This is a genomic window from Pseudomonas tohonis (assembly GCF_012767755.2).
GTDB lineage: Bacteria > Pseudomonadota > Gammaproteobacteria > Pseudomonadales > Pseudomonadaceae > Metapseudomonas > Metapseudomonas tohonis.
In genome coordinates this window covers 6,722,627-6,744,296 of record NZ_AP023189.1, presented here as the reverse complement: position 1 = coordinate 6,744,296, position 21,670 = coordinate 6,722,627, and the positions used below count along the sequence as shown (strand labels likewise).

The following is a 21,670-nucleotide window of genomic DNA, read 5'->3' as shown; positions in this document are numbered from 1 at the left end:
GCGGGGTCCGGGTGTCGCGACAGGCGGCGACGATAGCATGACCCGGCCCGGGCTGCGTCCGCGGTGGCTCAGGGGTGGGCGTTGAACCAGGCGAGCACCTTGCCCGGCGATGCGGCGAACCATTCGTGGCCGCCCAGGGGCTCGGTGTAGCGCGCGGTCTCGATGCCCTGGTGGAGCAGGCGGTCGTAGTACAGGTCCATGCTCCACCAGGGCACCACGGCGTCGACGAAGCCGTGCAGGAACAGCGTCGGCGGGTGGTCGGCGGGGAGCTGGTCGGGCACCACGCAGAGCGGGCCGCTGCAGGTGGCGTAGGAGCCGGACTGCACCGCCAGGGCGCGGAACCTGCCGGGGAAGGACACGGCCATGCGGCTGGTGTTGTAGCCGCCGCTGGAGATGCCGGTGGCGTACTGGCGCTGGGCGTTGAGCGGGCCGAAGTGGCCGCTGGCGATGGCGGCGAGGACGTTGCCGAGAAAATCGTAGTCGGTGCTCAGCTCATAGGCCTGGGCGAGGCCGGGGATGTTGGTCTGCCAGAACAGGTCTGCCGGCGCGCTGGGGGCGATCACCGCATAGCCGTTGTCCAGCAGGGCCTGCACCAGCTTGCCCTCGTAGTAGCCACCGAAGGGCAGGTTGCCGTGGTAGCTGAAGTCGTTGAGCGGGAAGAACGAGCCCTGGTAGACCAGTACCACCGGCCAGCCGCCGGCCGGAGGGGTGCCCAGCGGTGTCTGGTAGATGATCTTGCGCTGGCCGACCAGGCCGGAATCCAGCCAGGTGCTCTGGTAGGTGCAGCTCACTTCGGCAGGGCGTAGCAGGGTGCGGGGGCGTTCGCTGCAGCGTGAGGCGGCCAGGGCGTGCTGGCCCAGGCAGGCGGCCAGCAGCAGGCCGCAGAGCAGGGTACGAAGGGGCATGACGGGTCTCCTGTTGTTGTTGTTCGACCGCTTTTAAATCGAAACAGAAATTCCGATTCCGTCAATAGGGCTGTTCGATATTCGTCCAGCGCGCTGTGGAGGAGGGCCGTTGCAGAGCCTGTGGACAGCTTCTGAAAAGCGACAGACGGCGCGTGCTTAGGTGGTTCGCCCACAGGCCGGTCCGGCACGCCGGGCGATCCCGACTGAGGTGGCGGAGCTGTGGATAAAAATAATGCGGTGGCCGTCTTGTCAGCTGTTAGGCGCCGGATTAGATTATTTCGGAACCGATGTTCCGATTCCGATAAAAACAACAGCTGGAGATCATCGTGGCAAATCAAGGAAGAGGCCTGGCAGCAGCCGGCCTGGCGTTGCTCGGCGCGTTGCCCCTGGGCGGCGCACAGGCGTTTCAGGTGCGTTCCGGTGACTGGACCACCTCGCTCGACACCACCCTGTCCTACGGGCTCAGCTACCGCGTGGAGGGGCAGGACAGCAAGCTGATCGCCCGCGCCAACGGCGGTACCGGTGACAACGCCGGGCTGATCAACTCCGATGACGGCGACCTCAACTTCCGCCGTGGCGATCTCTTCTCCAAAGTGGTCAAGGCGGTGTCCGAGCTCGACCTGCGCTACCAGGACCGCTTCGGCGTGTTCGTCCGGGGCCGCGCGTTCTATGACTTCGAGCTGAAGGACGACGAGCGCCGCCACCGCCCGATCAGCCATGCCGGCCTCGATGAAGCCGGCTCCAGCGCCGACCTGCTGGACGCCTTCGTCTACGGCAGCTGGACGGTGAATGACCGCGCCCTGAACGCGCGGCTCGGGCGCCAGGTGATCAACTGGGGCGAGGGGCTGTTCTACCAGAACGGCATCGGCGCCACGAACCCCGTGGATATCAACGCCCTGCGCGCGCCGGGCTCCGAGGTGAAGGAGGCGTACATGCCGACCTTCATGGCCTATGCCTCCTTCGAGCTGCGCGACAACCTCAGCGTCGAGGGCTACTGGCAACCGGGCAAGGCCTGGGAAGCCTCGAAGATCGACCCCTGCGGCACCTACTACTCGACCCTCGACGTGATAGGCGAGGGCTGCAACTACCTGTCCGTCTCGCCCCTGCAGGAAGCGGTGGCCGGCGGCCGCGCCTTCGACAACCCGGCCCTGGCCCAGGCCTACGCCGATGCCCTGGCGCCGGGCGGCCTGAACAACCTGCTCAAGGCCTATCTGCCCACCACCTTCATCCCCCGCGCCCAGGACATCGACGGCGATGACGCCGCGCAGTACGGCCTCGCCCTGCGCTGGTACGTGCCGGAACTGAACGACACCGAACTGGGCTTCTACTACCTGCGCTACAACATGCAGGTGCCCATGCTCGGGCTGACCGTCGGCCAGCCGGTGACGCTGCCCATCGTCGGCACCCTGCCCAACGCCAGCAGCTCGCGCTACTACGCCGAGTACCTGGAGAAGCGCGACCTGTTCGGCATCAGCTTCAACACCTCCATCGGCGGCGAGAGCATCTTCAACGGCCTGTCGCTGGCCGGCGAGCTGAGCTACCGCCCGGACACGCCCATCGCCCTCGGCCTCAACGAGTACCTGCCCGACGCCCTGTTCAACCCCGCCGGCCTGCCGGTGGGCACCCACCTGGACGGCTACCGCGAGAAGGACATGTACCAGGCCTCGCTGGCCGCCATCTACAACTTCACCGGGGTGTTCGGCGCCGACTCGGCGACCCTGTTCACCGAACTCGTGGCCAGCCGCGTGCAGGGCCTGGAATCCGACGTCGACTACTACGAGGCCACCAGCACCGCCACCGGCGCCCAGGCCAGCCTGCAGCTGACCTACACCAACGTGCTCAACCTGGTGAACCTGGTGCCGTCGTTCGGCTACCAGTACAGCATCAACGGCGTGGCGCCCCAGCTCACCAACGGCCTCGACGAGGAGGCGCAGAGCTGGTCGGCGGGGATCGACGCCATCTACAAGGAATCGCTGACCGTGGGCACCCGCTACGTCGGCTACAGCGGCGGTGGCGTATCGAACAAGCGCAGCGATCGCGACTTCGTCAGCTTCAACATCAAGTACAGCTTCTGAGAAGGGATTCGACGCCATGCACAGATCCGGACTTATCCACAGCGGCCTGCTCACCGCGTTGCTGCTGGCCGCGCCGTTCGCCCTGGCCCAGGTGGGGGCCGACCAGGCCGCGCGCCTGGGCGCCGACCTGACCCCGCTGGGCGCGGAGAAGGCCGGCAACGCCGCCGGCACCATCCCCGCCTGGGACGGCGGCCTGGCCCGCAGCGCCAGCGCCTATGACCAGGCCACGGGGTACAAGGACCCCTTCGCCGCCGACCAGCCGCTGTTCAGGATCACCGCGCAGAACGCCGAGCAGTACCGTGCCCACCTCAGCCCCGGCCAGCTGGCCATGCTCAAGCGCTACCCGGACAGCTGGAAGCTGGTGGTCTACCCGACCCGGCGCTCGGCCTCCTACCCCGAGGCGGTGTACGCCGCGATCAAGGGCAACGCCACCCGTGCGCGGCTGATCGAGAACGGCAACGGCATCGCCGACTTCAAGGTCGCCACGCCGTTTCCCATCCCCCAGTCGGGGCTCGAGGTGCTGTGGAACCACCTGGTGCGGTTCCGTGGCAACAGCGTCAAGCGCTACTACGCCCAGGCGGTGCCCCACGCCAGCGGCGACTACTTCATGACCCGCATCGAGGACCTGTTCCTGTTCAACCAAGATGCCGGCGACCCCGGCAAGGACAACGGCAACGTGCTGTTCTACTTCCGCCAGTCGGTGCTGGCGCCGGCACGCCTGGCCGGCACCGAGCTGCTGGTGCACGAGACCGTCAACCAGGTGAAGGAGCCGCGCCTGGCCTGGCTCTACGCCGCCGGGCAGCGCCGTGTGCGGCGCACGCCGAACGTGGCCTACGATTCTCCCGGCACCGCCTCGGAGGGGCTGCGCACCACCGACAACTTCGACATGTTCTCCGGTGCGCCGGACAAGTACGACTGGAAGCTGGTGGGCAAGGAAGAGCTCTACGTGCCCTACAACAGCTACCGCTTTGCCTCGCGCAGCAGCAAGTACGCGGACATCGTCCAGGCCGGCCACGTCAATCCCGACCTGCTGCGCTACGAGCTGCACCGCGTCTGGCACGTGCGCGCCACCCTCAAGGACGGCCAGCGCCACCAGTACAAGCAGCGCGACCTCTATTTCGACGAGGACAGCTACCAGATCCTCCTGGTGGACCACTACGACAACCGCGACCAGCTGTGGCGGGTCGGCGAGTCCTACACCCTCAACCTCTACGACCAGCCGCTGGTATGGACCAGGGGCGACGCCGTATATGACCTGATCGGCGGTCGTTATGTAATCGGCATATTGTCCAACGAAGAACCAGCGGATGAATTCGATATAGCGCTGAAAGCGTCCGACTTCACCCCGGCACAACTAAGGCGGGACAGCCGGCGTTAAACCCGGCGAACTTCCAGGTAATTGCAGACGAGGTGGGAAAGTTCCCCCGGGACAACTTTCCGGGGGGTGACACCGAGGGTGCCGACCATGGTCAGGTAATTGAGGCTGGCGAGCAGCATGTGGGCCGTCAGGTCGGCGGCCTGTTGCGGGTGCCGGTGGCCGATCTGCTGTGGGTGGGCGAGCACGATGCGGCAGAAGGCCTGGCCGATGTAGGCATTGAGCTGGTGGAAGCGCTCGCGGAACTGCACGTCCATCGAGCTGCGCCGGATCAGGGCGCGGAGCAGGCCCTCGCTGCCATCGAAAAGGCGCGTCACGCCTTCGATGAAACCCTCGATCTGCGCGGTCAGCGGCAGGCCGTCGAGGTGGGCGATGACGCTGTCGACGGCGTCCCGGCTCTGCTCGACGAAGCGCTCGTGGACGGCATAGAGCAGCACGTCCTTGTCACCGAGCAGGCGATAGAAAGTGCCCACCGAGGACTCGGCGAGCTGGGCGATCTGGGAAATGCCGGTTTCTTCGAAACTGTCGTTGGCGAGCAGTTCGGCGGCGACGTTGAGGTAGCGTTCCAGGGCCTTTCTGCTGCGTGCCTGGGTCGGACTGGCAATGCTGTACATGGTGGTTTCTCGAGTCGGCGCTGGGCGATTCTAGGAGGTTTGGAAGGGCAAAGGCAAACACCGGAAACTTGTTCATCGGGCGCCTCGGAAGTTATCCGATCAACCAACTTTTCATCGGTCCGTTTAATAAGGAACCGCGCCTTTTTATTGGCCGATGATTATTCGAAAGGGAATTAAATCGAGCATGGAACAGATCAACTTGTCCGGCGGGCGTTTCAACTATATCCGCCAGGGAGAAGGGGCCGCCGTGCTGCTGGTGCATGGCCTGGGATCGTCCCTGGAGGACTGGCAGCCCCAGGTCGAGGCGCTGTCGCGGCACTTTCGCGTGTACGCCCTGGACCTGCGTGGCCACGGCGCCAGCGAGCCGCTGCGGGCGCCGGTGAGCATGGGCGAGCTGGCCGCCGACGTGGCCGAGTTCATCGTCGCCCTGGACCTGGAGCCGTGCATCCTGGTGGGCATCTCCATGGGCGGCATGATCACCTTCCAGCTGCTCGCCGAGCACGCGCACCTGGTGCGCGCGGCGGCGGTTATCAACAGCTCGCCGTGCTTCCCCCTGGACAGCTGGCAGGCGCGTTGGCAGGTTGCGCTGCGCTTCGCCCTGGTGCGGTTGTTCGGCCCGGCGGGGATGGCGCGGCTGCTGGCCGGCAGGCTGTTCCCCAAGCCGGAGCAGGCGGCGCTGCGCAAGCGGGTGATGGCGCGCATCGCCGGCAACGACCGGCGCTCCTACCTGCACGCGATGGGCGCCATCCCGGGTTGGTCGGCGTTGCCCGGGGCGCGCCGGGCGAACACTCCGCTGCTGGTGATCAGCGGTGACCGCGACTACACCCCGGTGGCGGCCAAGGCGGCCTACGTCGCCCAGTTGCGCAACGCACGCCTGGAGGTGATAGCCGATTCCGGCCACGCCACGCCGCTGGACCAGCCCGAGGCGCTGAACCGCCTGCTGGACGCCTTCGTCCGCGAACACGCGGCCATCTGAAGGCAACGGCTGCGCCGGAGGCGGCCCGGCGGATAAACTGCGCGCTCATTCCTTCGAGTGCGTTGCGATGCTGTTGTCCGCCTGGTCCCACCCGAGTTCCGCCGGCTTCACCCTGCGCGGCTGGCACAGCCAGCCCAGCGGCAAGCCGCTGCTGCATTTCCTCCACGGCAATGGTTTCTGCGGTCGTGCCTACACGCCGCTGCTGGAAGCCCTGAGCGAGGACTTCGACCTCTGGCTGTGCGATGTGCAGGGGCATGGCGACAGCGACCACGGCGGGCGTTTCCTCGGCTGGAACCGCAACGCCGAGCTGGCGGTGGAAGCCTTCGAGGCCGGGCGCGGCATCTTCGGCGATGCCCCCCGCTTCGCCCTCGGCCACAGCTTCGGCGGCGTGCTCACCAGCCTGGTGCTGGCGCGCCACCCCGGGCTGTTCCAGCGCGCGGTGCTGCTCGACCCGGTGCTCTTCACCCCGGCGATGATCGGCGTCATGGCCTTCTCCGAAGTGCTCGGCCTGCATCGCCGCACCACCATGGCCAAGCGCGCCCGGGCCCGGCGCAACCACTGGGTGGATCGCCCGGCCGCCTTCGCCGCGCTGCACGGGCGCGGCATCTTCAAGGGCTGGACGGACGCGGCCCTCGGCGCCTACGTGGAGCACGCGCTGAAGGACGTGGACGGCGGTGTGGAGCTGAAATGCCGGCCCAGCCGCGAGGCGGAGATTTTCAGCTCCTGCCCCAAGCGCCTGTGGCCGTCGCTGACACGCATCGTCACGCCGACGCGGATCTTCCATGGCCAGGCGAGCTATCCCTTCGTCGCCCGCTCGGTGGCGCGGATCAGCGCCCTCAACCCCCACGTCGGCGCCCAGGTGGTGGAGGGCGGGCACTGCTTCATGCAGGAGTTCCCCGACGCCGCCGCCGAGCGCGCGGCCGATTTCCTCCTGCAGCGATGAGCGACGCGGCGCGGGAGCGGGTCTGGCTGGCGCTGTCCGGGCTGTGGCTGGACACGCAACGGGATGAGGCCGACCTGCGCGTGATCGCCGACACGCTGCGCGCCAGCGCCCTGCCCCCGGCCGAGCTGGAGGCCATCTACCTCTACGAGGTGGCACCGGTGGTCTGGTTGAACGCCTGGAGCGTGGCGGGGGAGTGGATCGGCTTCGATCCCAAATGGCTCTTCGAGCATTGCCGGGTTAACCGGGCGCGACGTGCCAGCCGCTGGTTCCGCTGGCGCTGCCGGCTACTGCGCTGGCCGATGACCTACACCAACCGCGAGCAGTGGCAGCAGGTTATCCACAGGCTGGTCGTAGGCGCCTGATCGCGAGGTTTATCCACAAGCACGCGCTGTGGAAAACCGCAGCGTCATTCGACGTGGCGCTGCTCGTCCGGGCGCGGGTGGCTGCGCCGCCAGTCGCTGATCTGGATGACGTTGCCTTCGGAGGCGACGGGCGGCTGGAAGGGGTGGGCATCCAGCTCGATGCGGCCACCGTGGTTGCCGAACATCTGGATGGTCCCCGTGAGGCGTTGCTCGCCGGTGACGGTGAATTCGAACCCGTAGATCCGCGCCAGGCGCCGATGGCCCCTGGCGTCGCGGACGATGGCGAGGCGCTGCAGGGCGACGTTGCCGTCGAGCAGCTCCACGTCGAAACGCGTGCAGTATTGCTTCACCAGCGCCAGTGCGCGCTCGCGAATGCCGTGGCCGCGCCAGAGCCAGGCGGCACCGGCGGCGAAGAGCAGGAACAGGAAGACATCGCCCAGACTGATCATGATCACTCCCCTGGAATGCTCAGAAGCTTAACCCATCCTTGGCGATTTCATCGGGCCAGTTCGACACGGTTGCGACCGTATTGCTTGGCGCGATAGAGGGCCGCGTCGGCGGCCGCCTGCAAGTGCAGGAGATCGCCGTTCGGCGGGCTGCCGGCCAGGCCGATGCTGACGCTGACGCTCAGGGCGGTGCCGCTGGCGTCGATGCGCAGGTGCTCGACCGCTTCGCGCAGACGGTCGAGGAAGGCGCGGGCGGCCTCGAGGGTCGTGTCGGGCAGCAGGAAGACGAACTCCTCGCCGCCGAAGCGCGCGAACAGGTCGGTGCTGCGTGCCTCGCGCTGGCACAGCTGGCTGAACGCGCAAAGCACCAGGTCGCCGCTGGCGTGGCCGTGGGTGTCGTTGATGCGCTTGAAGTGGTCGAGGTCGAGCATCGCCAGGCACAGGGGCTGTTCCTGGCGCCGCGCGCGTTGCAGTTCCTGTTCGGCGCGGGCCTGGAAGGCGCGGCGGTTGAGGGCGCCGGTCAGCGGATCGGTGGTGGCCTGCAGGCGCAACTGCTCCTCCAGGGCCTTGCGGTGGCTGACGTCGCGCACCTCCATGAGCTGCTGGCCGCTGCCGTCGAGGTTGGTGACCGCCAGCTCGGCCGGGAAGGTCGAGCCATCACGGCGCAGCGCGAGCGCGTCGGCGGGGGCGCCGTCCCCACGGGCGAGCAACTGGCCGATGCGCGCCCGTTCGGCCTCGACGAACAACTGCTCGGGCGCCTGCCGCTGCAGTGCTTCGCGCGGTTGGTCGAAGAGCGCCTCGAGCGTCGGGTTGCTGTCGTGGATGCGCCCGTCCTGCAGCACCAGGACGCCGGCGCTGGTCACCCCCATCAGCCGTTCGAAACGCTGCGCGCTGGCCTCGGCGTGGCGGGCGTTGCGCTGGCTGTCGAGAAGGATGCGGCGCATGGTCATCAGCGCCAGGCCGAGCAGCGCGATGACCCAGAGCGGAATGCCGAAGTTGTAGGGCAACAGGTAGGCCATGGAGCGGGTCACGTCGGCGTGCTCGACGGCATTGAGCCAGTCGTGCACGGCGATGGCGCCCCGCAGCAGCGTGACCAGCGCATAGCCGAGCAGGACGATGCCGACGCAGCGGCAGACACTGCGCAGCTCCGGCTCCCGCGGGTAGCGCAGCAGGGCGTTGGCGGCCTGAAGCGGCAGGAGGCCGCCGATGCCGGCGTACAGCGCGATGAGCAATTCGCTGTTCAGCGGCGCCACCCACCAGTGCCAGCTGTTGGCGGCGGCCATCAGCCCGGCGCTGACCGGCACCGTCCACCAGGGCAGCGGGCGGCCGAGGAAGCGGAACACCCCGAGCATCAGCACCGCCTCGCCCGCCAGCTGCGTGGCGTTGCCGAGCACGTTCAGCGGGCGGTTGCCGGTGGCGACGAAGACGAAGAAGGCGAGGATGCCGAAAATCAGCAGCCAGGCGCCGGCCATCCACAGGCCCGGGCCGCGGTAGGGCCGCGAGAAGTACCACAGGCCAGTGCAGGCGACGGCGCTGCCGAGCATCAGGTTGAGGCCCAGCAGCATCGGCGAAAAATACAGGAATTCCATGGTGGCTCTTGCGGCGGAGGATGGGAGAATCTTGCCACCATGGTAGTGAGCCTGTCGCCGTAAGCCAGGCCCGTCCTCCCACCCGTCGAGCCCAGGGTCCACCCAATGTCGCGAACGCCCCATCTCCTCAGCATCCAGTCCCATGTGGTCTTCGGCCACGCCGGCAACCGCGCGGCGGTGTTTCCCGTCGAGCGTCTCGGGGTCAATGTCTGGCCGCTGAACACCGTGCAGTTCTCCAACCACACCCAGTACGCGCAGTGGACGGGCGAGGTGCTGCCGCCCAACCAGATACCGACGCTGGTGGAGGGCATCGCCGCCATCGGCGAACTGGGCAACTGCGACGCGGTGCTCTCGGGCTACCTCGGCAGTGCGGCCCAGGGGCGCGAGATCCTCGAGGTGGTGGCGCGCATCAAGCGGGCCAACCCGCGTGCCCTGTACCTCTGCGACCCGGTGATGGGCCACCCGGAGAAAGGCTGCATCGTGGCGCCGGAAGTCAGCACCTTCCTCCTCGAGGAAGCCGCCGCCGTGGCCGACCTGCTGTGCCCCAACCAGCTGGAGCTGAACAGCTTCGCCGGCCGCCGCCCCACCTCGCTGGAGGATTGCGTGGGCATGGCCCGGGCGCTGCTTGCACGCGGGCCGAAGGCCGTGCTGGTCAAGCACCTGGACTACCCGGGCCGCGCCGCCGAGAACTTCGAGATGCTGCTGGCCAGCGCCGAGGGCACCTGGCTCCTGCGCCGCCCGCTGCTGGCCTTCCCGCGTCAGCCGGTGGGCGTGGGCGACCTCACCTCCGGGGTGTTCCTGGCGCGACTGCTGCTGGGCGACGACCTGCTCGGCGCCTTCGAATTCAGCGCCGCCGCCGTGCACGAGGTGCTGCTGGAGACCCAGGCGTGCGGCAGCTACGAGCTGGAACTGGTACGCGCCCAGGACCGCATCGCCCATCCCCGGGTGAAGTTCGAGGCACGGCGCCTGGGTTGAGCGGGAATTTGCCGCCGCCCACTGCGGCCATCTGACTCAGCCGCTATGCTTCAACCCGTGGCGGCGTGCGGCTAGCATGGCGCCCGCTCTTCACCCCCTCGATTCCGGGACGGCAGCAGTGGCTCGACACACGACAATCCGCAGCGGCGCCTGGCTTGGCCTTCTGGCCATGCTGCTGGTGTTCGCCGGTCCGTTGCTGTCCCAGGCCCGTGCCATGGACCACCAGGGCGTGCCGGCCTGGATGGGCGAACTGGCCTGCTCCGCCGAGCACGGCGCCCCGCAGAAGGCGCCGGGCCAGCCGGACCACGAGGCGGCCTGGGCCAAGTGCGGCTACTGCACCCTGCTGCTCAATTGCCCGGCGTTGAGTTCCGCACCGCTGGTGGCCTCCGCCCTGGCGGACCTCGTCCGGGCACCTCGCCTGGCCCCGGTCGACTCGGGCCATGCCGGCTCGGCGATCTTCCCCGGCTCACGTTCCCGCGCGCCACCCGTTACCCTCGCCTGATCCACGCACCGCGCCAACCTTGCCGCCTTCCCTGGGCGCGTCGGCTGGCGCCAAGCCTCCGCCGCGCCAGCCACGTCGCTGCGCGCGAACCCAGAGAGGCGCTTTCTAGGCGAGCACGACCATGAGCAAACCTGCTGTCTCGTTCTACAACCTGGCCTGGCGCTGGCATTTCTACGCCGGCCTCTTCGTCATCCCCTTCATGATCCTGTTGTCGGTCACCGGCAGCATCTACCTGTTCAAGCCGCAGCTCGACGCGCTGATGTACGCCGACCTGCTGCAGGTGCAGCCGGGCCACCACGCGCTGGACGCCGACGCCCAGCTGCAGCGGGTGCGCGAGGCTTATCCACAGGCCAGCGTCAGCCAGTACCTGCCGCCGGTGGATGCCGGGCACAGTGCCCAGTTCGTCATCGCCGACGCCGGCCGCACCCTGAACCTGTTCCTCGACCCCTACAGCGGCAAGTTGCTGGGCACCCAGGACGCCTTCTGGAACCTGCAGGCGGCCACCCGCGCCCTGCACGGCGAGCTGATGATCGGCACGGTCGGCGATCGGCTGATCGAACTGGCGGCCGGCTGGGGCATCGTCCTGGTGGTGTCGGGGCTCTACCTCTGGTGGCCGCGAGGGCGGTCCGGCGCCGGCGTGCTGTGGCCGCGCCTGTCCGCGCGCGGGCGCCTGTTCTGGCGCGACCTGCACGGCGTCACCGGCTTCTGGGGCAGCCTGCTGCTGCTGTTCATGCTGCTCACCGGCATGACCTGGACCGGTTTCTGGGGGGCGAGCTTCGCCGATGTGTGGAACCGCTTCCCCGCCGCCATGTGGAACGAGGTACCGAAGTCCGGCGAGCTGGCGCGCAGCCTCAACAGCGCCAGTGACCAGACCGTGCCCTGGGCGGTGGAGAACACGCCGCTGCCCGAATCGGATGCCCATGCCGCCCACCGTGCCCACGCCGGGCACGATCGTGCAGCGGCAACCGATACGCCGAGCATCCCGCTGCAGCAGGTGGTCGACACCGCCCGCGAGCGCGGTGTGGTGCCGGGCTACGGGATCACCCTGCCGACCACGCCCACGGGCGTGTTCAGCATCGCCGTGTTCGCCGACGACCCGCGCAACGACGCGACCTTGCACCTGGACCGCTACAGCGGCAAGGTGCTGGCCGATGTGCGCTGGCGGGACTACGGGCTCGTCGCCCGGAGCGTGGAGACCGGCGTGATGCTGCACGAGGGTCGTCTCTTCGGCCTGGCCAACCAGCTGCTGATGTTCGCCGTGTGCCTGATGATCCTGCTCAGCGCGGTCAGCGGCCTGGTGCTCTGGTGGAAGCGCAGGCCCAGCGGCCGCCTCGGCGTGCCGCCGCTGCCCCACGGCCTGCCGCTGTGGCGTGGCGCGGTGGTGATCATGCTGGTGCTGGGCGTGGCCTTTCCCCTGGTGGGCCTGTCGCTGGTGCTGGTCTGGGCCCTGGACCGGCTGGTGCTGTCGCGCTTCGGCGGCGGCAGGGTGATGGCGGGCTGATCCCGCCACGGGTTTTCATCGGCGCTCGCATGGCGGGCGCCCAATCTGCTTATCGATTGATGGAGTTGAACATGCGCAAGACACTGCTGACCCTGATCGCCCTGCTGGGCTTCGTCCCCTTCGCCCAGGCCCATGAATACGAGCTGGGCAAGCTGCACATCGAGCACCCCTGGGCCCTGGAAGTGCCGCCGGTCTCGCCCAACGGCGCGGCCTACCTGGTGGTGCACAACGGCGGCGACACGCCGGACCGCCTGCTGGGCGCCGATACACCGCGCGCGAGCAAGGCCGAGATCCACGAGCACGCTCACGTCAACGGCATGATGAAGATGCAGCAGGTGCAGGGCGGCCTGGCCATCCCCGCCGGTGGCGAGGTGCGCCTGGAGCAGGGCGGCTACCACCTGATGCTGTTCGGCCTGAAGCAGCCGCTGAAGGATGGCGAGCGCTTCCCGCTCACCCTGCACTTCGAGAAGGCCGGCGACCTGCAGGTGGAGATCGCCGTGCAGAAGGAGGCACCCGCCAAGGCCGACGGGCAGATGCAGCACATGGAGCACATGGACCACGGCGCGCACCAGCACGCCGAGTGACGGCTCGCGCCGTCGTCAGGCCGCGACCGGTGCGTCCGGGGTGGCCTGGTCGGCGGCGACGCGGTCGATCATGGCGCGGGCGATCTCTCGCTCGCCCATGATCACCAGGTCCGCGCCGTTCTGTTCCAGGTGCTCCACCTCGGCGTCGAAGTGGGCGCGGGCGATGATGGTCAGCCGCGGGTTCACCACGCGGGCCTGCTGGGCGATCTGCCCGGCCTCGAAACCATTGGGGATCGCCAGCAGCAGCCAGCGCGCCCGCGCCAGCTGCGCCAGCTCCAGCACCTCGGGTCGCGCCGCGTTGCCGAGCACCGCGCTGATGCCCGCCTCGCGCAATTCATCCAGTCCCGCACGGCTGTCCTCGATCACCACCAGCGGCGTGCCGGCCTCGCGCAGGCGCAGGGCGATCTTGCGGCCGACGCGGCCATAGCCGATGAGGATGGCGTGGTCGTGTTCCTCGATCGCCGGCGGCACGTCCTCGACCGCTGCCTGCTCCGGCGGCAGCTCCGCCGCCTTGCGGTCCTGGCGTGCCTGCCAGCGGCCGATGGCGATGAACAGCAGCGGGTTGACCAGGATCGAGAGGATGGCACCGGCCAGCAACAGGTCGCGGCCGGTCTGCGGCATCAGCTCCAGGTCCAGCCCCAGGCCGATGAGGATGAAGCTGAACTCGCCGATCTGCGCCAGGCTGGCGGAGATGGTCAGGGCGGTGCTCTTGGGGTGGCCGAAGGCACGCACGATGACATAGGCCGCCACCGACTTGCCGAGCACGATCACCAGGAAGGTGGCCAGCACCGGCAGCGGCTCGCGGATCAGGATCAGCGGGTCGAAGAGCATGCCCACCGAGACGAAGAACAGCACCGCGAAGGCGTCGCGCAGGGGCAGGGTCTTCTCCGCGGCGTCATGGCTGAGCTCCGACTCGTTGAGCACCATGCCGGCGAAGAAGGCGCCCAGGGCGAAGGACACGTCGAAGAGGATGGCCGAGCCGTAGGCGATGCCCATGGCGATGGCCAGCACGGCGAGGGTGAACAGCTCCCGCGAGCCGGTGCCGGCGACCTTGGCCAGCACCCAGGGGATCAGGCGGCGGCCGACCACCAGCATCAGCACCACGAAGGCGGTGACCTTGCCCAGGGTCAGCAGCAGTTCGACGCCGAGGCTGATCTCGCCCCCGCCATGGGCCTTGCCGCCGAGCATGCCCGAGAGCGCCGGCAGCAGGACCAGGGTCAGCACCATCACCAGGTCCTCGACTATCAGCCAGCCGACGGCGATGCGGCCGCGCTGGGTATCGAGCAGCTGGCGTTCCTCCAGGGCCCGCAGCAGCACCACGGTGCTCGCCACCGACAGCGCCAGGCCGAACACCAGCCCGCCGCCCAGCGACCAGTCGAGCCCCCAGGCCAGGCCCATGCCCAGCAGGGTGGCGACGGCGATCTGCACCACGGCACCGGGGATGGCGATGTTCTTCACCGACATCAGGTCCTTGAGGGAGAAGTGCAGGCCGACGCCGAACATCAGCAGGATCACCCCCAGCTCGGCGATCTCCTGGGACAGCGCCTGGTCGGCGACGAAACCCGGGGTGAAGGGTCCCGCGAGAACGCCGGCCAGCAGGTAGCCCACCAGCGGCGAGATGCGCAGGCGGTTGGCCAGGCTGCCGAGCAGGAAGGCCAGCACCAGGCCGGCGGAGAGGGTCGCGATCAGCGGTGTGTGGTGGGGCATGCGGCGGCTCCTTGCACGCAGGGAACATCCAGGCCGCAGCGGTGTGCGCATCGCTGCGGAGGACGGTTCGAAGGGGGTTCACGGGGCCTGGCCCGTGGCGAACGCGGCTGCCGCCGCGTGCGTCAGGTTACCCGTTGGCTGACGGTGATTGTATGAAAAGTCCGTCAGATTATTTTTCAGGATGTAGCGGGGCTCTCGCTGCCGTTCTCGCGCAGCTCACGGTAGCGGCGCTCCATTTCCTGGCGGATCTGCCGGCGCTGCTGGCCCTGCAGGAAGCGTCGCTTCTCCTCGGCGGTCTGCGGCTGGCGCGGTGGCACGGGAGCCGCCTTGCGGTCGTCATCCAGCGCCACCATGGTGAAGAAGCAGCTGTTGGTGTGGCGCACGGAGCGCTCGCGGATGTTCTCGGTCACCACCTTGATGCCGATCTCCATGGACGTGGTGCCGGTGTAGTTGACCGAGGCGAGGAAGGTCACCAGCTCGCCCACGTGCACCGGCTCGCGGAACACCACCTGGTCCACCGAGAGGGTCACCACGTAGCGCCCGGCGTAGCGGCTGGCGCAGGCGTAGGCCACCTCGTCGAGGTACTTGAGCAGGGTGCCGCCGTGGACGTTGCCGGAGAAATTGGCCATGTCCGGGGTCATGAGGACGGTCATCGTCAGTTGCGCGTTGCCGGGTTCCATGGAGGGGCTCTGTCTCGGGGCTGGGAAGTGAAACTGTAGACGCAGCGAGCCCGGCGCGGAGCACAGGGCACCGCCTGTGGATAAACACCTGGCCGCGCTCCGCACCGTAGGATGGGTAGAGCCCCGCGAAACCCATGCTGCCCGCCCGACGCCGAACTCATGCCGGTACTCGGAATGGATGGGTTTCGCTCCGCTCTACCCATCCTGCGAGTTGCGGTTTGCGGCTGGTGGGGTTGTGGATAAACAACTTGTCCACAACCCCATGCGGTCAGGCGTGGGTCAGGTACCAGCGCCAGTCCTGCTCGCCCACCTCGCTGACGAACTGGCGGAACTCTTCCCATTTGATGGCGAGGAAGATGTCGAGGAAGCCTTCGCCCAGGGCCTCCTTCGCCCAGGCCGAGCGCTCCAGGGTGCGCAGGGCGGTGAGCCAGTCGGTGGCCAGGGTCTCGCGGGCCTGTTCGTAACCGTTGCCGGTGATGGCCTGGCCCGGGTCGATCTGCTCGCGGATGCCTTTGTGGATGCCCGCCAGCATCGCGGCGGCGGCCAGGTAGGGGTTGGCGTCGGCGCCGCAGATGCGGTGCTCGACATGCCGGCTCTGGGCCGGGCCGCCGGGGACGCGGAAGGACACGGTGCGGTTGTTCACCCCCCAGCTCTTGGCCAGCGGCGCGTAGCTGTTGGCCTGGAAGCGCCGGTAGGAGTTGGCGTTGGGGCAGAAGATCGCCAGGGCGTCGTCGAGGGTCGCCATCATCCCGCCGATGGCGTGGCGCAGCAGCGGGGTGCCGTGCGGGTCCTCGCTGGCCATCAGGTTGTTGCCCGCCTCGTCGGCCAGGCTGACGTGCAGGTGCATGCCGCTGCCGGCCAGGTCGCCGAAGGGCTTGGCCATGAAGCAGGCCACCAGGCCGTGCTTGTTGGCCACGCCCTTGACCAGGCGCTTGTAGCGCACGCCTTCGTCGATGGCCTGGAGCGCGTCGAAGCGGTGTTCCAGGGTCAGCTCCAGCTGGCCGGGGGCGTATTCGGAGATGGCGGTGCGCAGCGGCAGGCCCTGGGCCTCGCAGGCGCTGTAGAGGTCGTCGAGGAAGGGCTGCAGCTGCTCCAGTTCGTACACGCCGTAGACCTGCGGCGCCTGCGGGCGCACGCCATTGGCCTGCAGCGCCGGCTGCGGGCGACCGTTGGCGTCGCGTGCCTTGTCCAGCAGGTAGAACTCCAGCTCCACCGCCATCACCGGGTGGTAGCCGTCGGCCTTGAGCCGGTCGATGGCGCGGGCCAGCACGTGGCGCGGGTCACCGGGCGTGGCGGGCAGGCCCCGGGTCGGGTGCATGCTCACCTGCACCTGGGCGGTGGGGCTGCTGCGCCAGGGTTGCAGGGCCAGGGAGCCGGGCACCGGGTAGGTCCAGCAGTCGGCGTCGGCCACTTCCCAGACCAGGCCACTGGCTTCCACGTCCTCGCCCTGGATGGTCAGCGAGAGGATGGAGCTGGGCAGCGGGCGGCCATTCTCGTAGATGGCCAGCAGCTCGTCGCGGTGCAGCAGTTTGCCGCGCGGGATGCCGTTGGCGTCGAACAGCATCAGTTCGATGCTGCGGACTTCGGGGTGGCGTTCGAGGAAGTCACGGGCTTCCTGGGGGTCGGCGAATCGCATGGGGGTTCTCGCGTTCAGAGTCGGGCGCCGGGGATGGCCAGGAGCTCGGCCAGGGCCTGGTCGAGGGTGGTGATCAGGCGGTCGACGTCGGCCTCGGTGGTGTCCGGGCAGCACAGGGTCATGTTGTGGAACGGGGTGATGAGGATGCCCCGGTTGATCAGGTAGAGGTGCAGGGCCATCTGCAGGCTGTCGTGGAAGGCCGCTTCGGCCTCGGCACCGGTGCGCGGCGAGGTGGCGCAGAACTGGAACTCGCAGCGGGCGCCCAGCTCGGTCACCGACCACGCCAGGTGGTGCTTGTGGATAAGTCCCCGGAAGCCTTCGGCCAGGCGTGCCGCCAGGGGCAGCATGTGGTCATAGGCGGCCGGGGTCATCACCTGTTCCAGGTTGGCGCGCATGCAGTGCATGGCCAGGGCGTTGGCCGAGAGGGTGGTGCCCATGCCGCTGTGGCCGTGGCCGCCGGACTGTTCGCTGGCGTGCTTGCGGGCCAGCTTCATGGCCTGGGCCATCTCGGCGGTGCAGCCGTAGACGGAGCAGGGCACGCCGCCGGCGATGGGCTTGCCGAGGGTGATGAAGTCCGGCTGCAGGTTCCAGGCGCGGGTGCAGCCGCCGGGGCCGGTGGAGATGGTGTGGGTCTCGTCGATGATCAGCAGGGTGCCGTGGCGGCGGGTCAGCTCGCGGAGCTTCTCCAGGTAGCCGGCATCGGGCAGGACCATGCCGATGTTGGTCATCGCCGGTTCGCAGAGCACGGCGGCGACATCGTTCTGCGCCAGGGCCTTCTCCAGCGCCTCGAGGTCGTTGAAGGGCACGGCGCGGCTGGTCTTGGCCAGGTTGCGCGCCTGGCCGATCAGGCCGCTGCGGTGCACGGTGCGGCCCTCGCGGTGGCGCACCATGACGTCGTCGACGGTGCCGTGGTAGCAGCCGTCGAACACCAGCAGCACCTTGCGCCCGGTGATGGCGCGCACCCAGCGGATGACGAAGCGGTTGGCGTCGGTGGCGGTGGTCGCCACCTGCCAGTAGGGCAGGCCGAAGCGCTCGGCCAGCAGTTCGCCGGCGACCACGGCGTCCTCGCCCGGGAGCATGGTGGTGAGCCCGCGCGCGCCCTGCTCGGCGATGGCACGGGCGATGGGCGCGGGGGAGTGCCCGAACATGCTGCCGGTGTCGCCGAGGCAGAAGTCCACGTACTCGTGGCCGTCGACGTCGTGGAAGCGCGCGCCTTGGGCGCGCTCGACGAACAGCGGGCAGGGCGTCGACCAGTCGCTCATCCAGTGCATGGGCACGCCGCCGAACAGCGAGTGGCGGGCACGCTCGGCGAGCGCCAGGGATTTGGGGTTCTGGGCGATGAAACGGGCGCGCTCGGCGGCGGCGAAGGTTTCAACGGCGGATTCTGCAATGCCACTGGCGGTCATGTTTGAACACCTCGTTCGAATTTCCGCACATCCTGTTTTGTGATCACAGATATGTCAATAGCTGGACTGTTTCTGGCAAAAGCCTATGATCGAGCTGCTTTTGTGATCACACTATCGGCAGGCCTGTCGGTCTTGTCCCCAGGCGATCGCTGCGCTTGCAGCACGCCGGGGCAGTTATCCACAGGCGCGGCCATCCGCCCACCCAGGAGATCCACCACCATGCGCAACTGCAGCCTGACCCTCGCCCAACTGCCGGCACCACCAGCCACCCAGGAGTGACCCATGGCCGACAACCTGCAGGAACAGCTTTACCTACGACTACGTGAAGGCTTGCTGGCAGGGCGTTTCCAGCCCGGCGAGCGCCTCAAGATCCGCGACCTCGCCGCCGAATGGGGCACCAGCCCGATGCCGGTCCGTGCGGCGTTGCAGCGCCTGGTGGCCGAGGGTGCCCTGGAAGGCGAGCCGCAGCGCTCGCTGCGGGTGCCGCTCATGACCCGCGAACGCTTCCAGCAGATCTTCCTGGTGCGCCTGTCCCTGGAGGGACTGGCCGTGGAGACCGCCACGCCACGGCTCACCGGGGAGGACATCGAGCAGCTGCGACGCTGCGTCGAGAACATGGAGCGGGCCCTGGAGCGGCGCGACGTGCAGGGCTACCTGGACGACAACAGCCTGTTCCACATGACGCTCTACCGCGCCTGCGCCAACCCCACGCTGCTGCGCATGATCGAGTCGCTGTGGCTGCAGGTCGGCCCCTTCTTCAACCAGCTGTTCACCGAGGCCGACCTGTCCCTGCGCCTCAACGATTTCCACGAGGACGCCTTCGCGGCGGTGCTCGCCGGCGACGCCAAGGGCGCGCGGGCGGCGATCGAGCAGGACATGACCTATTTCGGCAACTTCCTGATGAACCTGCTGGAGCTGGAGACCGCCCACGCCAGGAGCGGGGGCTGAAAGGCGGCTGATGCGGCCGCTTCCCCCCTCGGCCCGGCAAAGCTGTTTCGGTTTGTTTCGCCGAAAATGACGGTGCGGTGCCCGGTGTTACTCTGCCGAAAGTCCTGACTAGGAACTTCCCTATTTCATACAGGGGCTCCCAAGGAGCCAAGCGAGAAACCCCGGGCGCGGCGCTGTCCTGCGCACTGACCAGCAAGAAGGAGCCGGTGCGCCATGCATGCCATAAGTTTCATCCAGGACATGGCGGTGATCATGCTGGTGGCCGGCCTGGTCACCATCCTCTGCCACCGCTTCAAGCAGCCGGTCGTGCTGGGCTACATTATCGCCGGCTTCCTCATCGGCCCGCACACGCCGCCCTTCGCCCTGATCCACGAGGAAGAGACGATCAAGATCCTCGCCGAGCTGGGGGTGATCTTCCTGATGTTCTGCCTGGGCCTGGAGTTCAGCCTGCGCAAGCTGTTCAAGGTGGGCGCCACGGCCTTCATCGCCGCCTTCCTGGAAATCGTGCTGATGATCTGGATCGGCTACGAGATCGGCAGCTTCTTCGGCTGGAGCACCATGGATTCGCTGTTCCTCGGCGCCATCCTGGCCATTTCCTCGACCACCATCATCATCAAGGCGCTGAGCGACCTGAAGATGAAGAACGAGCGCTTCGCCCAGCTGATCTTCGGCGTGCTGATCGTGGAGGACATCCTCGGCATCGGCATCATCGCGCTGCTTTCGGGCATCGCCCTGTCCGGCTCGGTGGAGACCGGCCAGGTGTTCGCCACGGTGGGCAAGCTCAGCCTGTTCATGGTCGTCGCGCTGGTCATCGGCATCCTGCTGGTGCCGCGCCTGCTGGCCTACGTGGCGAAGTTCGAGAGCAACGAGATGCTGCTGGTGACGGTGCTGGGGCTGTGCTTCGGCTTCTGCCTGCTGGTGGTGAAGCTGGAATACAGCATGGTGCTGGGCGCCTTCCTGATCGGCGCGATCATCGCCGAGTCGCGCCAGCTGGCGCAGATCGAGCGCCTGGTGGAGCCGGTGCGCGACATGTTCAGCGCCATCTTCTTCGTCGCCATCGGCCTGATGATCGACCCGGCGATCCTGCTGGAATACGCCTGGCCCATCGCGGTGATCACCGTCGCCGTGGTGCTGGGCAAGATGGTTTCCTGCGGCATCGGCGCGTTCATCGCCGGCAATGACGGGCGCACCTCGCTGCGCGTCGGCATGGGCCTTTCGCAGATCGGCGAGTTCTCCTTCATCATCGCCGCGCTGGGCATGACCCTGCAGGTCACCAGCGACTTCCTCTACCCGGTGGCGGTGGCGGTCTCGGCCATCACCACGCTGCTCACGCCCTACCTGATCCGCGCAGCCGACCCGCTGTCGCAGACGCTCGCCGGCATCGTGCCGGCGCGCATCGCGCGGGTGTTCAACCTCTATGGCGACTGGCTGCGCAGCATCCAGCCCCAGGGGCAGGGCGCGGTGCTGGCGGGGATGATCCGCAAGATCCTCCTGCAGGTGGGGGTGAACATCGCGCTGGTGGTGGCGATCTTCCTTTCCGGCGCCTATTTCGCCGGCACCCTGGGCGAGCACCTGAGCGACTGGGTGGCCCAGCAGAACCTGCAGAAGGCCATGGTCTGGGGCGCCGCGCTACTGCTGTCGCTGCCTTTCCTGATCGCCGCGTACCGCAAGCTCAAGGCGCTGTCGATGCTGCTGGCGGAGATGGGCGTGACGCCGGAGAAGGCCGGGCGGCATACCGCGCGGGTGCGCAAGGTGATCGCCGAGGTGATCCCGGCGCTGTCGCTGGGGGTGATCATGCTGCTGCTCATGGCGCTGTCGGCGAGTATCCTGCCGACCCTGGAGCTGCTGCTGCTGATCGCGCTGCTGGCGGCCGGGGTCATCGCGCTGATGTGGCGCTGGCTGATCCGCGTGCACTCGCGCATGCAGATCGCGCTGCTGGAGACCCTGGAGCAGAGCCGCGACCAGGGCCACCACTGAGGGGCGGGAGGGCGCTCAGCTCTCCAGCCAGACGTCGCGCGCCCAGTGCCAGACGGAGTCCCAGCTCTCATCGGTCATGTCGCCCTCTTCGCCTGACCAGAGCAGCACTTCGCCTTCCAGGTCGACCACGTAGTAGTCGCGGCCGTCCTGGCAGATCGGTACCAGGTCGCGGGGCACGCCCAGGTCCCAGGCCACCGAAGCCACTTCCGGCAGGTAGGTGTGGGACTGCGGGTCGGTGGCGGTCACCGGCTCCAGGCGGCCGTAGACCACATCGCTGACCTTGAGCAGGAACTCGCGCAGCTCGAAGGGCAGGTTGATCAGCAACTGCTCCTCGATCTCCACCAGCAGCTCGTCGTCCGGCAGCTCCAGCGGGACCGGTACGGGTTCGTTGAGTTCGCGCAGCTGTTCGATGACTTCTTCCACGGCGACAGGTCCTCGTGCATTGGGATGCGCTTTATACAGTAGCTGG

The 21,670-nt window shown here is 68.1% G+C and carries 20 protein-coding genes; 11 read left to right on the top strand and 9 right to left on the bottom strand.

From position 1 onward, the window contains the following. Positions 1-68 precede the first annotated feature (68 nt). Positions 69-905 carry an extracellular medium-chain-length polyhydroxyalkanoate depolymerase gene (locus HSX14_RS30655; RefSeq protein WP_173178142.1) on the bottom strand — a complete coding sequence of 279 codons (837 nt, stop codon included), beginning with the start codon at positions 903-905 and terminating at the stop codon, positions 69-71. Positions 906-1,231: 326 nt separating this feature from the next. Here HSX14_RS30655 and HSX14_RS30650 point away from each other — a divergent pair, with 326 nt between their 5' ends. Next, the gene (locus HSX14_RS30650) at positions 1,232-2,980 is read left to right on the top strand and encodes a DUF1302 domain-containing protein (RefSeq protein WP_173178143.1); all 1,749 of its coding nucleotides are present in this window, start codon (positions 1,232-1,234) and stop codon (positions 2,978-2,980) included. A gap of 16 nt (positions 2,981-2,996) precedes the next feature. Next, positions 2,997-4,358 (top strand): DUF1329 domain-containing protein, encoded by a 1,362-nt coding sequence (locus tag HSX14_RS30645; RefSeq protein ID WP_173178144.1) that lies wholly within the window; start codon positions 2,997-2,999, stop codon positions 4,356-4,358. On the opposite strand, the gene HSX14_RS30640 is transcribed toward HSX14_RS30645, so the two are convergent. Further along, a complete protein-coding gene (locus tag HSX14_RS30640) occupies positions 4,355-4,969 on the bottom strand; it encodes a TetR/AcrR family transcriptional regulator (RefSeq protein WP_173178145.1) in 615 nt (204 codons plus the stop codon). The two genes, HSX14_RS30645 and HSX14_RS30640, sit on opposite strands and share 4 nt — an antisense overlap. A gap of 184 nt (positions 4,970-5,153) precedes the next feature. Between HSX14_RS30640 and HSX14_RS30635 the strand changes: the two genes are divergently transcribed. The 3 genes from HSX14_RS30635 to HSX14_RS30625 all read left to right on the top strand — a co-directional run bounded on the left by HSX14_RS30635 (position 5,154) and on the right by HSX14_RS30625 (position 7,250). Beyond that, on the top strand, positions 5,154-5,945 hold the full coding sequence (locus HSX14_RS30635) for an alpha/beta fold hydrolase (RefSeq protein WP_173178146.1): 792 nt from the start codon (positions 5,154-5,156) through the stop codon (positions 5,943-5,945). 67 nt (positions 5,946-6,012) lie between these two features. After that, a complete protein-coding gene (locus HSX14_RS30630) occupies positions 6,013-6,888 on the top strand; it encodes an alpha/beta fold hydrolase (RefSeq protein WP_173178147.1) in 876 nt (291 codons plus the stop codon). Beyond that, entirely contained in the window at positions 6,885-7,250 is a 366-nt protein-coding gene (locus tag HSX14_RS30625) for a DUF7079 family protein (protein ID WP_173178148.1), read from the top strand. The genes HSX14_RS30630 and HSX14_RS30625 overlap by 4 nt, the downstream gene beginning before the upstream one ends. 44 nt (positions 7,251-7,294) lie before the next feature. Here the strand turns inward: HSX14_RS30625 and HSX14_RS30620 are convergent, their stop codons facing one another. Together HSX14_RS30620 and HSX14_RS30615 are read right to left on the bottom strand one after the other, a co-directional pair. Beyond that, on the bottom strand, positions 7,295-7,699 hold the full coding sequence (locus HSX14_RS30620; RefSeq protein ID WP_111259376.1) for a DUF3301 domain-containing protein: 405 nt from the start codon (positions 7,697-7,699) through the stop codon (positions 7,295-7,297). A gap of 47 nt (positions 7,700-7,746) precedes the next feature. Then, positions 7,747-9,285 carry a sensor domain-containing diguanylate cyclase gene (locus tag HSX14_RS30615; protein ID WP_173178149.1) on the bottom strand — a complete coding sequence of 513 codons (1,539 nt, stop codon included), beginning with the start codon at positions 9,283-9,285 and terminating at the stop codon, positions 7,747-7,749. A 105-nt stretch (positions 9,286-9,390) separates the two neighbouring features. Between HSX14_RS30615 and pdxY the strand changes: the two genes are divergently transcribed. From pdxY to HSX14_RS30595, 4 genes are all read left to right on the top strand, one after another. Then, a complete protein-coding gene (pdxY, locus tag HSX14_RS30610; protein WP_173178150.1) occupies positions 9,391-10,260 on the top strand; it encodes a pyridoxal kinase PdxY in 870 nt (289 codons plus the stop codon). A gap of 118 nt (positions 10,261-10,378) precedes the next feature. Further along, positions 10,379-10,762: a DUF2946 domain-containing protein gene (locus HSX14_RS30605; RefSeq protein WP_228723517.1), complete on the top strand. Its 384-nt coding sequence runs from the start codon at positions 10,379-10,381 to the stop codon at positions 10,760-10,762. Positions 10,763-10,883: 121 nt separating this feature from the next. Next, complete coding sequence (locus HSX14_RS30600; RefSeq protein ID WP_173178152.1) at positions 10,884-12,263, top strand: PepSY-associated TM helix domain-containing protein; 1,380 nt, start codon at positions 10,884-10,886, stop codon at positions 12,261-12,263. Between the two features lie 71 nt (positions 12,264-12,334). Continuing rightward, positions 12,335-12,847 (top strand): copper chaperone PCu(A)C, encoded by a 513-nt coding sequence (locus tag HSX14_RS30595; protein ID WP_173178153.1) that lies wholly within the window; start codon positions 12,335-12,337, stop codon positions 12,845-12,847. A 15-nt stretch (positions 12,848-12,862) separates the two neighbouring features. Here HSX14_RS30595 and ybaL read toward each other — a convergent pair whose 3' ends face one another. From ybaL to HSX14_RS30575, 4 genes are all read right to left on the bottom strand, one after another. Continuing rightward, positions 12,863-14,554 carry a YbaL family putative K(+) efflux transporter gene (ybaL, locus tag HSX14_RS30590; protein WP_173178154.1) on the bottom strand — a complete coding sequence of 564 codons (1,692 nt, stop codon included), beginning with the start codon at positions 14,552-14,554 and terminating at the stop codon, positions 12,863-12,865. A 176-nt stretch (positions 14,555-14,730) separates the two neighbouring features. Further along, the gene (locus tag HSX14_RS30585; RefSeq protein WP_173178155.1) at positions 14,731-15,234 is read right to left on the bottom strand and encodes an acyl-CoA thioesterase; all 504 of its coding nucleotides are present in this window, start codon (positions 15,232-15,234) and stop codon (positions 14,731-14,733) included. 268 nt (positions 15,235-15,502) lie between these two features. Beyond that, the gene (locus HSX14_RS30580; RefSeq protein ID WP_173178156.1) at positions 15,503-16,870 is read right to left on the bottom strand and encodes a glutamine synthetase family protein; all 1,368 of its coding nucleotides are present in this window, start codon (positions 16,868-16,870) and stop codon (positions 15,503-15,505) included. A 14-nt stretch (positions 16,871-16,884) separates the two neighbouring features. Continuing rightward, entirely contained in the window at positions 16,885-18,276 is a 1,392-nt protein-coding gene (locus HSX14_RS30575) for an aspartate aminotransferase family protein (protein WP_173178157.1), read from the bottom strand. A 282-nt stretch (positions 18,277-18,558) separates the two neighbouring features. On the opposite strand from HSX14_RS30575, the gene HSX14_RS30570 reads away from it, so the two are divergent. Both HSX14_RS30570 and HSX14_RS30565 read left to right on the top strand, forming a co-directional pair. Then, positions 18,559-19,224 carry a GntR family transcriptional regulator gene (locus HSX14_RS30570; protein WP_173178158.1) on the top strand — a complete coding sequence of 222 codons (666 nt, stop codon included), beginning with the start codon at positions 18,559-18,561 and terminating at the stop codon, positions 19,222-19,224. 213 nt (positions 19,225-19,437) lie between these two features. Further along, positions 19,438-21,201, top strand: coding sequence for a cation:proton antiporter (locus HSX14_RS30565; RefSeq protein WP_173178159.1), 1,764 nt, complete (start codon positions 19,438-19,440; stop codon positions 21,199-21,201). A gap of 15 nt (positions 21,202-21,216) precedes the next feature. Here HSX14_RS30565 and HSX14_RS30560 read toward each other — a convergent pair whose 3' ends face one another. Beyond that, complete coding sequence (locus HSX14_RS30560) at positions 21,217-21,624, bottom strand: SMI1/KNR4 family protein (RefSeq protein ID WP_111259185.1); 408 nt, start codon at positions 21,622-21,624, stop codon at positions 21,217-21,219. Positions 21,625-21,670 lie beyond the last annotated feature (46 nt).

What these genes read in the sequence shown, in the direction of transcription:
- HSX14_RS30655 (WP_173178142.1), bottom strand. Translation starts at nt 905, where the DNA reads ATGCCCCTTCGTACCCTGCTCTGCGGCCTGCTGCTGGCCGCCTGCCTG.
- HSX14_RS30645 (WP_173178144.1), top strand. Translation starts at nt 2,997, where the DNA reads ATGCACAGATCCGGACTTATCCACAGCGGCCTGCTCACCGCGTTGCTG.
- HSX14_RS30640 (WP_173178145.1), bottom strand. Translation starts at nt 4,969, where the DNA reads ATGTACAGCATTGCCAGTCCGACCCAGGCACGCAGCAGAAAGGCCCTG.
- HSX14_RS30635 (WP_173178146.1), top strand. Translation starts at nt 5,154, where the DNA reads ATGGAACAGATCAACTTGTCCGGCGGGCGTTTCAACTATATCCGCCAG.
- HSX14_RS30630 (WP_173178147.1), top strand. Translation starts at nt 6,013, where the DNA reads ATGCTGTTGTCCGCCTGGTCCCACCCGAGTTCCGCCGGCTTCACCCTG.
- HSX14_RS30625 (WP_173178148.1), top strand. Translation starts at nt 6,885, where the DNA reads ATGAGCGACGCGGCGCGGGAGCGGGTCTGGCTGGCGCTGTCCGGGCTG.
- HSX14_RS30620 (WP_111259376.1), bottom strand. Translation starts at nt 7,699, where the DNA reads ATGATCAGTCTGGGCGATGTCTTCCTGTTCCTGCTCTTCGCCGCCGGT.
- HSX14_RS30615 (WP_173178149.1), bottom strand. Translation starts at nt 9,285, where the DNA reads ATGGAATTCCTGTATTTTTCGCCGATGCTGCTGGGCCTCAACCTGATG.
- pdxY (WP_173178150.1), top strand. Translation starts at nt 9,391, where the DNA reads ATGTCGCGAACGCCCCATCTCCTCAGCATCCAGTCCCATGTGGTCTTC.
- HSX14_RS30600 (WP_173178152.1), top strand. Translation starts at nt 10,884, where the DNA reads ATGAGCAAACCTGCTGTCTCGTTCTACAACCTGGCCTGGCGCTGGCAT.
- HSX14_RS30595 (WP_173178153.1), top strand. Translation starts at nt 12,335, where the DNA reads ATGCGCAAGACACTGCTGACCCTGATCGCCCTGCTGGGCTTCGTCCCC.
- ybaL (WP_173178154.1), bottom strand. Translation starts at nt 14,554, where the DNA reads ATGCCCCACCACACACCGCTGATCGCGACCCTCTCCGCCGGCCTGGTG.
- HSX14_RS30585 (WP_173178155.1), bottom strand. Translation starts at nt 15,234, where the DNA reads ATGGAACCCGGCAACGCGCAACTGACGATGACCGTCCTCATGACCCCG.
- HSX14_RS30580 (WP_173178156.1), bottom strand. Translation starts at nt 16,870, where the DNA reads ATGCGATTCGCCGACCCCCAGGAAGCCCGTGACTTCCTCGAACGCCAC.
- HSX14_RS30575 (WP_173178157.1), bottom strand. Translation starts at nt 18,276, where the DNA reads ATGACCGCCAGTGGCATTGCAGAATCCGCCGTTGAAACCTTCGCCGCC.
- HSX14_RS30570 (WP_173178158.1), top strand. Translation starts at nt 18,559, where the DNA reads ATGGCCGACAACCTGCAGGAACAGCTTTACCTACGACTACGTGAAGGC.
- HSX14_RS30565 (WP_173178159.1), top strand. Translation starts at nt 19,438, where the DNA reads ATGCATGCCATAAGTTTCATCCAGGACATGGCGGTGATCATGCTGGTG.